This window comes from Olleya sp. HaHaR_3_96 (assembly GCF_019278545.1).
In the GTDB taxonomy this organism is placed as follows: Bacteria; Bacteroidota; Bacteroidia; order Flavobacteriales; family Flavobacteriaceae; genus Olleya.
This window is the reverse complement of sequence record NZ_CP058987.1, coordinates 1836027-1851132: the sequence shown is the minus strand read 5'-3', so window position 1 is coordinate 1851132 and position 15106 is coordinate 1836027. Positions and strand designations below refer to the sequence as shown.

17 protein-coding genes are annotated in these 15106 nt (G+C 30.8%); all 17 read left to right on the top strand.

The genetic code is table 11. The annotated features are described in order from the left end of the window. Nucleotides 1-203 precede the first annotated feature (203 nt). The 17 genes from H0I26_RS07960 (at nt 204) to H0I26_RS07880 (ending at nt 15038) form a co-directional block, all read left to right on the top strand. Nucleotides 204-443, top strand: coding sequence for a hypothetical protein (locus H0I26_RS07960; protein WP_218701744.1), 240 nt, complete (start codon nt 204-206; stop codon nt 441-443). A 171-nt stretch (nt 444-614) separates the two neighbouring features. After that, nucleotides 615-959 (top strand): DUF3024 domain-containing protein, encoded by a 345-nt coding sequence (locus H0I26_RS07955; RefSeq protein ID WP_218701743.1) that lies wholly within the window; start codon nt 615-617, stop codon nt 957-959. A gap of 243 nt (nt 960-1202) precedes the next feature. Continuing rightward, entirely contained in the window at nt 1203-1637 is a 435-nt protein-coding gene (locus H0I26_RS07950) for a hypothetical protein (RefSeq protein ID WP_218701742.1), read from the top strand. Nucleotides 1638-1730: 93 nt separating this feature from the next. After that, nucleotides 1731-2174 (top strand): hypothetical protein, encoded by a 444-nt coding sequence (locus tag H0I26_RS07945; protein ID WP_218701741.1) that lies wholly within the window; start codon nt 1731-1733, stop codon nt 2172-2174. Between the two features lie 250 nt (nt 2175-2424). Beyond that, complete coding sequence (locus H0I26_RS07940) at nt 2425-3045, top strand: hypothetical protein (protein ID WP_218701740.1); 621 nt, start codon at nt 2425-2427, stop codon at nt 3043-3045. 149 nt (nt 3046-3194) lie between these two features. Continuing rightward, nucleotides 3195-4364: a serine hydrolase domain-containing protein gene (locus tag H0I26_RS07935; protein WP_218701739.1), complete on the top strand. Its 1170-nt coding sequence runs from the start codon at nt 3195-3197 to the stop codon at nt 4362-4364. 245 nt (nt 4365-4609) lie between these two features. Next, nucleotides 4610-5224 carry a hypothetical protein gene (locus H0I26_RS07930; RefSeq protein ID WP_218701738.1) on the top strand — a complete coding sequence of 205 codons (615 nt, stop codon included), beginning with the start codon at nt 4610-4612 and terminating at the stop codon, nt 5222-5224. A gap of 260 nt (nt 5225-5484) precedes the next feature. Further along, nucleotides 5485-5967, top strand: coding sequence for a hypothetical protein (locus H0I26_RS07925; RefSeq protein ID WP_218701737.1), 483 nt, complete (start codon nt 5485-5487; stop codon nt 5965-5967). Between the two features lie 1142 nt (nt 5968-7109). After that, nucleotides 7110-7487 carry a hypothetical protein gene (locus H0I26_RS07920; protein WP_218701736.1) on the top strand — a complete coding sequence of 126 codons (378 nt, stop codon included), beginning with the start codon at nt 7110-7112 and terminating at the stop codon, nt 7485-7487. Between the two features lie 510 nt (nt 7488-7997). Beyond that, on the top strand, nt 7998-8606 hold the full coding sequence (locus H0I26_RS07915; RefSeq protein ID WP_218701735.1) for a hypothetical protein: 609 nt from the start codon (nt 7998-8000) through the stop codon (nt 8604-8606). A gap of 367 nt (nt 8607-8973) precedes the next feature. Then, complete coding sequence (locus tag H0I26_RS07910; RefSeq protein WP_218701734.1) at nt 8974-9951, top strand: hypothetical protein; 978 nt, start codon at nt 8974-8976, stop codon at nt 9949-9951. A gap of 134 nt (nt 9952-10085) precedes the next feature. Then, complete coding sequence (locus H0I26_RS07905) at nt 10086-10757, top strand: hypothetical protein (protein WP_218701733.1); 672 nt, start codon at nt 10086-10088, stop codon at nt 10755-10757. 200 nt (nt 10758-10957) lie between these two features. After that, nucleotides 10958-11680, top strand: a complete 723-nt coding sequence (locus tag H0I26_RS07900; protein WP_101017686.1) for a hypothetical protein — start codon at nt 10958-10960, stop codon at nt 11678-11680. 258 nt (nt 11681-11938) lie between these two features. After that, nucleotides 11939-12307 carry a hypothetical protein gene (locus H0I26_RS07895; RefSeq protein ID WP_218701732.1) on the top strand — a complete coding sequence of 123 codons (369 nt, stop codon included), beginning with the start codon at nt 11939-11941 and terminating at the stop codon, nt 12305-12307. A gap of 169 nt (nt 12308-12476) precedes the next feature. Then, nucleotides 12477-12728, top strand: a complete 252-nt coding sequence (locus H0I26_RS07890; protein WP_218701731.1) for a hypothetical protein — start codon at nt 12477-12479, stop codon at nt 12726-12728. 130 nt (nt 12729-12858) lie between these two features. After that, a complete protein-coding gene (locus tag H0I26_RS07885) occupies nt 12859-14691 on the top strand; it encodes a Xaa-Pro dipeptidyl-peptidase (protein ID WP_218701730.1) in 1833 nt (610 codons plus the stop codon). A 2-nt stretch (nt 14692-14693) separates the two neighbouring features. Further along, on the top strand, nt 14694-15038 hold the full coding sequence (locus tag H0I26_RS07880) for a ribosomal protein L7/L12 (protein WP_218701729.1): 345 nt from the start codon (nt 14694-14696) through the stop codon (nt 15036-15038). Nucleotides 15039-15106: the final 68 nt, after the last annotated feature.

Here is a 15106-nt window from a genome sequence, read left to right as displayed (position 1 = left end):
CTTACACAGATTCAAATGGAAACTATGATTTTACATTTGAAACTTCAGGTGCAGGAAATTACTATCGATTATTTGTCGAAGAAGATATTGATATATGGAATTACCTTTATGACGCTGTGCCTATTGAGATAAGAGTAGATAACAAATGGGACTTTGATTTTTTACACTTATATCCTGTGAATTTATTGATTACATTGAATAACATGGAATATACTCCTGTCCATCTAAATTCTTATATTTATCCACATTTAGAATCAATAGAGATTACTAATAGTGAGATAAATAGGACACTTTACACAGATAAAAACACTGATACACAAATTAATTTCAAAAGAGAAACTACTCCAAATGTGTTTGAGAATTATTCTGTCATAGTGCCTGCATCAAACACCATAGAATCTATAAATTTTAGTATTAATATTGAAAATTCGGATTTTAATTAAAAAACTATTGCCAACAAAGACGTTTATAATTAATGGCTAATTGCAGCTTGTTTACGCAAATCTTCCCAGATTTTTTATCTGGTTTTTATTTACTAAATTAGTTGACTTAACAACGCATACTAGGTCATGCACAAGAACGTTGTACGCAAGCTAAAAAAACATTGTGACTGAATGAAAAATACCACGATTGACATAAATGAATTAACAATAAAAAAGTTTGTTGAATCATTACGTCCAGAAGATATAGAAATAAGAAAACAACTTGATATTGGTTATTCTTATGACCGAAAAATAATAATACTATTCGAAATAAGACCTTTTTGGGACAATCCAAGCGAAATTCAGAATATTGAGTTTGCCAAAATTAGATTTTATAAGTCAAGACGAGAATGGAATCTATATTGGATGCGTGCAAGCGGAAAGTGGGAACTTTATGCCCCATTTCCAGAATCAACCTATTTAGACAAAATGATTGAAATAATTAAGGAAGATAAATACGGATGCTTTTTTGGATAATAATGAACTAAATATAACTAAAACCTCATCAAAATTTATGCCTTTAAGGAATTAACCTAAAGATCATACCTCTTAAGATTGGATCAATGCACGGCAGTCTATCTATTTTAAAAGTATTAGAATAGTTGTAGGTTTGTGTAACACAACTCTACAATACATCAGTACTAAAAAGACACTATATCCTTTTGTCTTTTTTGGATATAAACAATAAAAGTAATGATATAACGAGTTGTAAAACATTAGATGGAACATTACATTTATTTTAAGACTACTCAATTTAGACCTGATTTCCGCCTGGTTTGCGAATGGATTTCTGAAAATGTTGATAATGTAGATACTGAAGGAGACTCTCATAATCCTGCAAGTAAAGAATGGACTTGGTTATACTTATCAAATAGAAAAACTAAAAATGAGTATGCCGAAATTGGACAAACAAAGGAAAACTCTAAAATTTATGAAATCCAATCTTCAAAAGCAGAATTTGGTTACTTCTTAGCCTATTTTCTTGCAAAAGAAACCAATGCAGAAATCTCACTTGACAATAATTTGGAGAGTATTATTGAATTGAGTGAATTAAAAAAGAAAATTGTGAATTTTAATATTAATGATTCACTAAAAAGAACGAAAAATAGTATTTGGAGAAAAGCAACACTAGAAAAACCTTATCCGACTCAATAAACGTTTTACAACAAAAGTATTGTGCTAAAAAACATGTAAAATTTAATAATTTGTAAACTTAAGAACAACTTAATCAAACCTTTAAACAAAACAATGGAAACGTTAAAGAAAAAAATAACAGAACATATTTTAAAAATAGTAAGTAATAAAACCATTAAGATTATTGTATGTGATATTAACGCGTATACCGATTTAGCTAGTGAAAAATATAATAATGTACCACATCTTGACATTTCTACGATTATAAAAAATGGAAATGAATTTGATATTGCATTAAAGACAGCAATTGACCAAGATGAATTTGAGTATATAAGTGACCTTTATGGTTTTGAGGATGATGAGTATATTGAAGAAGAAATTGCACTAGACTTAATATATTTTCCAGATTGGCCGAATAATATAGATGATAATGATGCTATAATAATTTCGATTTTAAAAGAAATAGTAGATAAAAATACAAATCTATTTAATCATATTGAAAGGTTTTACTTTCATCATTTTGGTGAACTTGATCTGGTCACAATTTTAAAAAAATAACCTAATCTATTGCATACTGTTTTGGGAAGATTATAAAAAAAAGCAAATACTTTTTAAACCATTAATTAGGAATAACATACCTGTTAAAATTACACGTAGAAAGACTACCTAAAACAAGCTATAAAAAACATAGGGCATTTATAATAGTATAGATAAAAGCAAAATATTTATATTTAACTAAGTAACAAAACAAAAGCACTTACCAACTCCCCTACCTGTCTTATACTAATCGCTAAACGTTATTAAAAAAATGAATCAAAAAAAGATAATATTTAGTGGAATAATAGTATTTCTAATCGCCATTGGATTATGGCACTACGGCTTTTTTAACCGATTTAATTACTTAACTGCAAAATCTGATATTAAAAACAGTACACCTCACAAAGTATTAGTAGGCGAATCAATCATTTCACCTATAGAAATGAATAAAGTAAGTCAGAAATACGGATTTAAAAATGTTGGATTTGGATGCGTAGTCAGCGGAACTGAGCTAAACGGAATTGAAAGCTACAACACTGAAATCGATAAATATCTGAACAAAAAAAATGGCTCCGATTGGAAACTTAAATATCGAAAAGACATTGATTCTATTATTACATTAAGTAAAATTCCTAAAACAGCATTTTGGGTACAAAACAAACAAAAAGGACACTGGTTTAATTTAGATTGGATCCATAGTCATAAAAACAATGTGATGATTTCGATTTATGATAAATCAGGAAACTTATTAATTAAAAATAAGTTTTTTAAATTATGTCCCATTGATCAACCTAAGCTTATTGATGATTTAAAAATGGAAATTGATTTTTATGACGGAAAAGACATTCAATTAAAAGACAATTGTTATTTGTTACAAACAAATAAAAACTAGTAAAACAACACAGTCTAAAACAATAACTATTTTAGGTTTAATCAAAGGTTAGTGCTATTTTGCTACGTCTAATTTTCCTTCGGAAAATCCTAGCACACAAAACCGCACTATTCTTATACGTAACCGTTAGGCACAAGCAGAAGTAACCTATGAATAAATTAAAAATAATTTTTGGAATAATTTTACTTTTACTTTTCTATATTTTCTATTGGACTTTTGAGCCTTATAGCTTAAATCCGTTTTCTGACAAACCAGTTTCCTTATCTCAAAGCGAAAATAATCTGAATTGTGGCAAATTAAATGATTTTGGCTTCAAAGCGGATAGCATCATTAACTCTGCAATAGAAAAAAATGATTTTTTAGGAATTTCAGCAGGTGTTTATTCTGAAAATTGTGGGAATTGGCTATCAACATCTGGATTTTTAAATAAAAGAAACCAAGAAAAACCAAATCAATTTAGCAAGTTTAGAATTGCTTCAATCAGCAAACCTATGACTGCTATTGCAATTTTTCAACTTTATGAAAAACGTGTAATTGATTTAGACATTCCAATACAAAACTATTTATCAGAATTTCCTAAAAAAGAAAAAGGAGATATTACTATTCGTCAGTTATTAAATCATACATCTGGAATTTCTAATTACAAATCGGATTTAGAATCAGTCCATTTTACTCATTATGCTAATTGTATAAAAGCTCTAGATAAATTTAAGGATAGAAAACTTGATTTTGAGCCTGGAAGTACATTTATATACACTTCGTATGGATACACATTACTTGGAGCTATTATAGAAAAAGTTACTGGACAAACGTATCAGAATTATATGCGGAAAAACATTTGGGAACCTTCAAAAATGACACATACTGATATAGAAAATAGTGATTTAGACTATAAAAACAAAGCAGATGTTTACATAAAACTTGGAAACACATTTTATAGAAGCCCACAAAATGATTTAAGCCATACATATGCTGGTGGAGGAATACAATCGACAGCAGAAGATATGCTCAAATTTGGAAAAGCAATTTTAAATTATCAATTAATAAGTCCAAAAACTACTGAACTTATGATTCTACTCAATAATCCAAAAAACAAAGAAAGAGAATATACTAATGGTTGGTTTAGTTGGATAACACCAAAATATGGAAAAGTCATAGAACATAATGGAAAGCAAGTTGGATGTAGTAGTTTTTTTAGAATATTTTTTGATGAGAAAATAGTAGTTGTAGCTCTGGCAAACAATACGAATTCAAGAGAAGAAGTACGGAATTTATCAATCGAACTTTCATACTTATTATTAAAAATGGAAAACGATTGAAAAGCTAGATACCTAACACCGTATAAAGTTAATGGTTAGTTTTAGCATACTTACAAAAGTTCTCGCGGATTTTCTAGTTGGTTTTTTATTTGCTAAATTAGTCGCTTATACACGCAAAAAATCTTATAAGTACGCGTAATGGATCTATAATTCTAAAACACGTTATAATTCTCCTCTTTCTCTATATAAAGATATTTATTACAAACTAAAGAAACACGTTACCACACATTACAAAAAAGAAAAAAATGGGAATATTTGACATCTTCAAAAAAGAGAAATCAAACTCAAACTCTACAACTAAAAACGGAATTTTAGGACCGACTTTTCTTGAAGGAAATGTTGAACATATTTTCAACCCAAAGGAATTACATTCTCACGAGTGGAAACGTAAACTTAAATCAAAAAATGGTGAGACATTTTTCAAAATCAAGTATTATGGACAACTTCACTCTGACTATAAAAACTTAATCGTAGGTACTGACTTTGCTCCTTCTAAAATTATTGCGGTTAATATAAGTGACAAAAGTGAATACTTATTATTTGACGGATGCAAACACGGATATAATGCTATGTTTTGTGACAAATATTCTGATGAACAAATAAATAATAGAATTCCCGACAAAATATACCATGACGAAAAAGGAAATAGCAAATTCGAATTGATTATTTCAACTTATAATGGAATTGATTATGAAGATGACTATAGAGACGAAGTTGACTCAAATGGAGAAATAGAATTAATTAACGGACAAAAAGTTGACTTTAAAAAAGTAAAACGGAACGGATTTGACACTTTACAAATCTGGACTATTAATGAAAATGGAAATAAAATAGAAATAGTCTCAGAGGAATTAGCTTAAAAACGTGTGATAACACTATATGTAGTAAAGTGGGTGATTAGTGTTTAACCCAAAGGTTGTTATCTAGTTACAAAGTCGCCAAATCTTTTAGATTAACCTTTAGGGAAATATGAAATAGATTTGGTATTAAAGAGAAAAATTAAAGCAAAATAAAAAAAATGGCTTGTGGCTAAACCGAAAATAAGTACCTGTATTCTGCCCAGATTGCCATACACAATCACGTTGTAGGTAATAACAGAAAAATAAATCAATTAGAAATTATGGCATGGAATATTAGCATCATGTGTGTTAAAGCATCAAAACAAGAAATTGACGAAATAATACCTGATGTACTTTACAAATCAGAAGAAAATCTATTTTTTGAAGATGTAACTTCATATAAAATGGAAAAAGCAATGGGAATTACTGAATTAAACGGATGGATAATTATAACTGATGTTGTAAATAGAGTAACCCATAACGAAGAGTTTCCATTGAATGTTTCTAAAAGTTTTGAGGTAAAAACATTCTACATATCTGAAAACCCAATCTTTAGGGCTTATTCAGAAGGAAAACCAACTGAATCGGTCAAGGGAATTGAGGAGTTTAAAACTCTTTTGAATAGTAGAAATATTGAACCAAAGGATGCTTACGGTGAAACAAAATCTATTCAACTTTTTGAATATGAAATCTTAAACGGATTGAATAACGGATGGGGAGAACATTTATTTAGAGCAAAATTTGATAAGTACGAATTGGATTAAACTACCTAAACACGGTATATAGCAAATAGGGCGTTCGCTGGTTTAATAAAGTTCAGTTCTATTTACCAACCCCTCCAAATCGTTGATTTGGCTTTTAAAATAAATAAGATAAAAACAAAACACAACGTTTTGGCTCACTGCAAACTAGAAAGTTCACTGCTTTATATTGCCCAACTTGCCATATATTTAACGTTGATAACAATTTAAAAGATGACATTTATAGAGCACATTACACAAATACTATTCATTGGAATTATAATATTCCTTTGGAATAAATACGGAGTTCGAAATTTGATTAAGAATGTCGTACATAAAAACCCAAGAAATGAATGGTTGGCTTATAATCAAACTATGATAACCAAAGGGTTTGAAGGCTTTTTTTGGGCAGTTTATGCGATGTTTATAATCACATTTTTTTTATCTTACTTTAAATAAGCAGTGTTAATTACTTTAGATTATAATTATATAATTGAAACAAAAGATTATTTGAAATAAACTGTTTTGCCCTATAAAACAAGAGTAATCTTTTAAATTTCAATTATTAATTAAGCTCCTAATTTTTTTATTAAAATGAGGTGTTTATCAGCATCCTATTTTTCCATTGGTATAACATATTCTAAGAGCATATGTAACCTACATATTATTATAAAAAGCCACATCCCTTTTTAAGATTTGTTCAATTTGCCCAAAATATTGGTAACCCACTCTTTTATTTTTTTTTAGTATTCCATGATAGGCTTGCTGGTATACGCGTATTTCTTCTGGTGTGGCTATATCTGTAAATTCTTGCTGAACTCCAATTAGTCCAAGATATTCACATACATTATTTATTCCTACAACAAACAATAGCATACCAAACGTAACATTCCAACCTAAGCTGTCATTCAGAGCAAAGCAAAACATCTAAAAACACCCAATCCAGTGTTTTTTTTGCCTTTACAAAAAACCGTAACCATTACTAATCAAGCTGTTGTAACTTGCTGATATTACATAAATATACTAGTTCTACGTATTTCACACCTATAAGAATAATAGTAGGTTTGTGTAACAGAACTTTACAAGATATCAGTAAAAAAAGTAATTATATAACGAGTTATGCTCAATACCGAAAAACTCACAAAACGAACATAAAACTAAAAAAAATGAAAAAAACATTAATTATACTTATTGTATTGACCGCAGGTATGTTTCTGTATAACAAATACATAGATTACAAAACGGAAATAGATTTCGGAATTCCAAGCTCTTCATCGGAATATAAAAAAAACAATAACTTAAGTGACAATGAAGCTGTAATTGCTTCCCAAAAATTTGTTGAAAGACAATTAAAAACTCCTAGTACAGCTAAATTTCCTGCTCTTTTTAAAGCAAAAGTTAAAAAAAAGAATGGTTCATTCATAATAACATCTTATGTTGACTCTCAAAATGGTTTTGGTGCAATGATTAGAAGTAATTATACCGTTGAACTAAATCAAAAACCGAATGGAGATGTTTCTCTAATTGATATTAAAATTGAATAAAATAATTTAATCTTTAGATCTAGTTACTAAATAAAAAACTGAAGTAAAAAAGCACTAAGCAAAACACCGTATAAAAAACTGCTAGTTTTAGGGTAACCAAAGTCAGTTGCTCGTTTGCTAGCTTCTAATTTTCCTTCGTAAATCCTCACACACAAAACCACAACTTTCCATACCCCTAACCATCCAACCAAACATAACACACCAACCTCAGTTATCATTAAAAGCAAAGCAAAACATCTAAAAACACCCAATCTCGTGTTTTTTTTTATGCCTTTACGGAAAACCGTAACCATTACTAATCAAGCTGTTGTAACTTGCTGGTATTACATAAATACACGTAGTTCTACGTATTTCACACGTATAGGAATAGTTGTAGGTTTGTGTAACAGAGCTTTACAAGATATCAGTACTAAAAAGGCACTATATCTTTTTGTACTTGCGGGAGATGAGTAATAAAAGTGATTATATAACGAGTTGTGCGCAAGCGGAAAAAAACAAAAACCAGAAATTATGATTAAACAAACTACTATTTTATTTGTCGGAATTGCATTTGTAGTATTAGGAATGACTTCCTGTCAATCGGAAAAAGAACCAACTCAACAAGACATTGTAAAAAAAAATGTTGAGGAGTATTTAAAACCGAAAATGAACGACCCAGAAAGTTATGAATTTGCCGAATTAAAACTAACCGATTCAATTCTTTATAGTGACAATGTAAAATATCGCAAGGAATATTTCGAAAAAAATTTAAAGTATGATAAGGACGACCTTGAAAGACAAGAAAGATACAAAACTGAAATCCCTTCAATGTTCAGCGAAGAAAAAGTTACTGAACTGAACTCAAAAATCGAGAAGAACGAGAAGATTTTATCTGAAATAGACCGCCTTTCAACTGAATTAGGTGATAAAGCGAATGATGTTGCGTCCTATACATATTATTATAGTTTTCGTGGCAACAACAAATTAGGAGCAAAAGTGCTGAATGAATATATTCTTCAAACAAATCCTTCGCCTGATTTCAAAGTTGTAAATCTTGCGAAAAACAGAGACCAAGTTCTTTTAAATCCAAATGATTTCCCAGGTTACCTAGAAATGATAAAAATTATGATTGAAAATTAATATAAACGGAAAAAGCCAGCGCACAATCGAGTAAACGACTCCGACTAATATAGTCGGAGTGCGCCTCTCAAAACACTACACATAAACAACATTATCCTAACAACCCACGGTATAATCTCACAACTAAAATCCTTTTTTTTTTTAAGCCTTTACGGAAAACCGTAAACTAGATTATAGCAACTGTTATAACTTGGCTTTGTAAAAAATATACGTAGTTATACGTATTTCACAACAAAAAGAATAGTTGTAGCTTTGTGTACTAACGCATTACGGGATATTATGAATAAAAAGTAACCATACCCTATCCTAATTTACGGGATATCCGGAATAAAAGTAATTATATAACGAGTTATCTGCAATCTGAGAATTGGAACAAGAAATTAATTTTTATAGAAACTTGAATGAAGAAACTTTCGATGATGAAAGTTGTTTTTTATGTGGAAAAGAATGTGATTCAAAAACTGCCGAACATATTTTTCCTAAATGGTTGCAACACAAATATAATTTATGGGATAAAAAATTGACCATTTCAAATCAAAGTCAAATACCATACAGAAGTTTGACCGTTCCTTGTTGTTCTCAATGCAATAATGTTCACCTTTCTCAAATGGAAGAAAAATTCAGAACACTTCTTGACAATTCATTTAAAAATCTAACTAATGAAGATGAAAAAATAATATTCCAATGGACTGCTAAAATTTTATACGCTACTAGATACAAAGAACTGTCTTTAAAAGTTGACAGAGCAAATCCCAATCTTGGAAATATATTATCATCAGCTGAATTAGAAGGTTACTCTGCGTTACATTTATTTTTACAATCAATTAGATATAAAACAGTATTCAACGCCCCAAAACCTTGGAGCATATTTACATTTAAATGTAAGGATGATGAATTCTTCTATCATAACAATATACCTGCTTTATGCTTATCAATGAAATTTGGCGAAGTATCACTGACTATAGTTTATGAAGATAATAATGTAATTTCAGACTTTATGAGTCCTCTAAAAGACCTTCAAAAGCATCAATTAAACTTTGCTCAATATTTAGAAGTAAATGCTTTTCTGTTTTATAGTGCAATGATAAAAGAGAATGTACCACGTTATCATTCGATTTTTCATCAAACTTCAGAAATTTTGACTGTAAATACTGTTGGAACATTGAAGTCTAGAAAGTGGGTTGATAAAGAATTTTCATCAATTTTAGATTTTATTCTTTACTCATCTGGAATAGATATTGGAATGAGCGTATTGCAACCTGATGGTCAAATAACATCATTTTTAGTTGATGAAAATAACGAACACCTTTTGAAAAGTCATTTTAATAGTAAAGACAGCAGCTAACATCGCATAAAAATAATGCGTAGTTTAGTGCTTAATCTAGAGTTCGTGCGCTTTTGTTACGTCTGATTTTCCTTCGGAAAATCCTCGCATACAAACCCGCAACTATTCTTATACATAAACGTTAGCTGTAACTAATGAAAAAAATACTAAATTCTATATTAAATTTTGAATATAATTCAGAAACTAAGTGTTTAGAAGGTCGGGTTGAAAAACCTGAAATAACCCTTGCCATTTGTGAATTAATAGTCATCGATATTCCAGAAATAGAAGGATTTATTGTAAAGCTTTTCTCTATAATTGAACCAATAAATGGAGAACATAGAATTCCTAATATTAAATTTAAGAAAGGAGATTGGTATGTTAAAATTCTTATAACAAAAGGTGAAAAATACTTTGAAAATAAAAAAATAAATAGCTTCATATTACAAGAAAGACCTAAATCTGAAACTTCTTTTCATATTCCTGAAACTTTAGATTCAAATACGTTTTTAGTTCAATTAAAAAATATTAGTGGAAGAATATTTGGAAAATATTACATGGATATTAGAGGAGGTGAAACAGGTTCTTCCGGAAGAAGTGAACATGGTGAGCCACATTTTCATATCATAGAATTTAAAACAAATAAAGATTTAGGAAAAGTATACTTTCCTTCTAAAAATAATACTGAATTAAAATTTGAATGTTCTTTAAAATCAAAAGAAATAAAGAATATTAAAAAATGGTTATTTAATGATAATGAGAAAATATTAATTGAATTGAATAAATTGTGGAGTGAATTGAATAAAGATAATAATAGAATAATATAACGCTACAGCTAATCGAGTAGACGGCTCCGACTAAAATAGCCGGAGTGCGCCTCTCACACCACCGCACGTAAGCAACTAGGTTGGTCCTTTCGTCTCTATTGTTATTAACAATAGCACTCAGGAAAGTATACGGCGGTTCGTTAACCCTCGCACACAAAATCGAAACTATTTTTAAACATAACGTTAGTAATTATTTACAAATGAAGATTAAGAAGTTTTTAAAGAAAAATAAAATTTATTTTAATGTATTAACAACGCTATTGTTAGGCTTGATGGCAATAATTGTTTCGTATAATTCAAATGTAATAGCTAATGAACAAAAACAGATGAGCTATTATGAGAACACGCCAGATTTTAATTTATCACAAGAAGTCAAAAGAGATGCCACAGGTTACATTAGAGAAATAGCCGTTAAAATATCTAAGTTTGGAGGTAAAGCAAAAAATATTTCCACAAGGATTAAAAGTTATGCTCACTTCGAAATTATTGATCAACAAAATAATAAACTGAATAAATATATTCACTTAACGGGATGTTTTAATGAGAGCTATAGAACTGGAGAAAACAAGGGAGATATTAGATTACTAAAAGGTTTTGATAACAATATAAAATTTGATGAATTTACAAGAGTAATGAGCACAGAATTAATAAAAAACGGATATACTCCCCTGCTTATTAACCCTTTATTTATCATAAGAATCAATTATACAGATTTTCTTAATAATAAGAAAGAAGAATATTATGACGTCAGCTTTGTTGACGGCGTCTTAATTGAAAAAAGTGATTTCAAAGTTGAGTTATTTGAAAATAAAAAACTTTCATCTCAATCTATTCCGATTACAAATTTAGATGCGTTTAAACTTGAAAGCTATTTAAAAATTATAATAAATAAAAACAATGACGCCAACAACCTGGATAATTAACCAAACTTAACATTCAAACCTCAGCTATCATTCAGAGCAAAGCGAAACATCTAAAAAACACCCAATCTCGTGTTTTTTTTTATGCCTTTACGGAAACATAAGTAGTTCTACGTATTTCACACGCACAGGAAAACCTATAAACATATTTAACAGAACTTTACGTATTATCAGTACTAAAAAAGTACTATATTTTTTTTACGAGATATGAGTAGCAAAAGTAATTATATAACGAGTTAGCAAACATTAAAAACCATAATTATGAAATTAAAAAAAATTTTACTATTACTTTCAATTACAATTTTATTATCAAATTGTAATTCATCGACAGGAAACAAAAAAACAACTATTGAAAAAACGGCATATGATAAAATGGAAGTTGCTTTTATCGGAAATCCTATGACAAGTGAAATTCAACCGACTTTAGAAAAAGTTATGAAATTCCACGGAATAGAAGTTACAGAAAACAATCTTGAGAGAACAGGAAGTGTTTTAGTGACTTTGAGAAAAGAAAGCAAAATTAAAATTACGGAAATGGATATACTTAATCATATGAATAAAAACGGAACAAGTCAATTATCGTTTCCCGAACAAGCTGCTATTTCTTTATTCTTATTGGAAGCGAATTAAGCATTAATTCAATAAAAAAAACTGCTTGCTCAAAACTAACTTTTCACAAAATCGTTAACAATTATGGGCAAGTCTTTTTGATGCTGTAATTACTATTGCGCATCAACCCAAAGCCTATTGGAATGGAGATCTAACTATCGCAAACGAAGGAAATGATATAGGGCATTTTGTGATGAATCAACATGTGTCCGGAATTTTTATACTTTGCGGACTTTGGCTAATTATAATTGGACTATTAGGCTATTACAGCCCTAAAAAATATTCTCGTGTTTTCTTATTGTTTGTTTTAATTGCACACAGTTTTGGAGCATCAAGTTGGCTATCTATGTTGTATGGATTCTGGACAGCAATTATTTACATTCTGTTTAATGCAATCCTATTCTATAAAATTGAAGATTTAGTGACTCAAGACACGATTTAAAAACCAAGGTGCTACTCAATCTCTAACAAACCCACTCCAAAACATTTATAATTACCTTAACAACCTACGGTAATTTCTACTCATAAAAAATAACTAACTTGTAACCCACAAACGTTACAAGTTAGTTATTATGATAAAAAAGTATTTAAAAGCGTCTGCTTTAGCCTTAATATTTTCGGCTGCTACCATAAGTATCGCGCAAGACAAAACGGTGCCTGTTTTTGAAAACGGAGAAGCGCAAAAGGTAGAAGGCTTTAGCAATTATAAAGATTATATAAGACATGACCTTTGGGTAGAAACGACCTTTAATACCGATGGAGACGACACTTTAGATCGTGTCCACGTGTCTGTAACTAGGCCAAAACAAACTGATACAGAAGGTTTAAAATTACCTATCGTTTACGTCACTAGTCCTTATTTTGCTGGTGTGGCACCAGATGTCCCGGGTATTATGTGGGATGTAGAGCATGAACTAGGCGAACCTGCTAAAACCGAACGTGCCCATCCAGAAGTTACCCGTTTAGGAGAACGTCCAATTATATCAAATTCGCATATCGCATCATGGGTGCCTCGTGGTTACATTGTGGTTCACTCCTCTTCTCCAGGAACAGGTTTATCACAAGGTAGTCCAACTGTTGGTGGTCCAAACGAAGCATTAGCACCAAAAGCAGTCATTGACTGGTTAAATGGTCGTGCTAAAGGTTACACCACACCTGATGGTGACGAAGAGGTGGAAGCCTTTTGGTCTACCGGAAAAGTCGGTATGACAGGAACCTCATACAACGGGACCTTACCACTAGCAGCTGCAACAACAGGTGTAGACGGTTTGGAAGCCATTATCCCAATCGCACCAAATACCTCATCATATCACTATTACAGATCTAATGGTTTAGTACGTTCGCCAGGAGGCTATTTAGGAGAAGATATTGATGTATTGTATGATTTTATACATAGTGGCGACGAGAGTAAACGTCCGTACAATAACAAAACCGTTAGAGATACAGAAATGGCTAACGGCATGGACAGAGAAACTGGAGATTTAAACGAGTTTTGGAACGACCGTGATTACCTCAACCAAATGGAAGGTATGAAAGCAGCATTATTAATGTCTCATGGTTTTAACGATTGGAATGTTATGCCAGAGCACAGTAATCGTATTTACCAAAAGGCCAAAGCAATGGGCTTACCAACACAACTATATTACCATCAAAATGGACATGGTGGACCACCACCAATGACGATGATGAACCGTTGGTTTACACACTATTTACACGGTATTGATAATGGTGTAGAAAATGACCCACAAGTCAAAATTGTTAGAGAAAATGACAAACCCAACAATCCGACGTCGTATACAGCCTATCCAAATCCAGAGGCTAAAAATGTGACGTTATATTTAAATAAAGGCGGTAACGAGGTTGGTCCTTTAACAACCCTACGAAGCAAAAAGCAAAAAACAGAAACGCTAGAGGATGATTTTAATATTTCTGGAAAGCAACATGCGCAAGCCGAAAAAAGTAAACACCGTTTATTATATGCTACTAAGACTTTAAAACAAGACGTACATCTTTCTGGAGAAAGCACAATCACGATTAGCTTATCTAGTAGTAAACCGGCTGCCAATTTATCGGTAATGTTAGTGTCGTTACCGTATACTGATGATCCAGAAGTGATCACTGATAATATTATTACACGTGGTTGGGCGGATCCGCAAAACTATAAGTCCTTAACAGAAAGTGAACCGCTTGAAAAAGGAACGTTTTACGATATGACCTTCAATTTACAACCAGATGATCAAATTATCAAAGCAGGACAACAAATTGGTTTGATTATTTTTTCTAGTGATAAAGAGTTTACCATTCATCCTAAACCAGGAACAAAATTAAAGGTCGATTTAGACAACACAAGTATTACATTACCTGTCGTTGGCGGTTTAGACGCATTAAAAAAGGCTATTGAGTAATTATGAAAATTGTTATAAATAACATCCCATTAGATAAGGAGATTATTCTGGAGTTAATGGACGCTGGTCAACTTGCGGCAATAAAATATGTCCGTGCGCAAACTAATTTAGATTTAAAGGAAAGCAAAACCATTGTCGAGAATTTGATGGCTAATCCCGAATATTATGATGGTAAAGCGCATACAATAGCTGTGGTTTCCCCAGACATGGCTAAAAACATCGAAACGTTAGAAAAACAATCTAGCAATGGAATGTTGTACAGTAAACCCAATCAAGTTAAAAAATACGTACTTATTATTATCGCCATTTGTTTGGTGGCGGCCTTATATCTAGTTTTAAACCGATAACGGGGATGGACTCAAGTCTTCTTTTAATCTAATGAAACTACGAGTTCAATAAATCATACTTTTAAAAG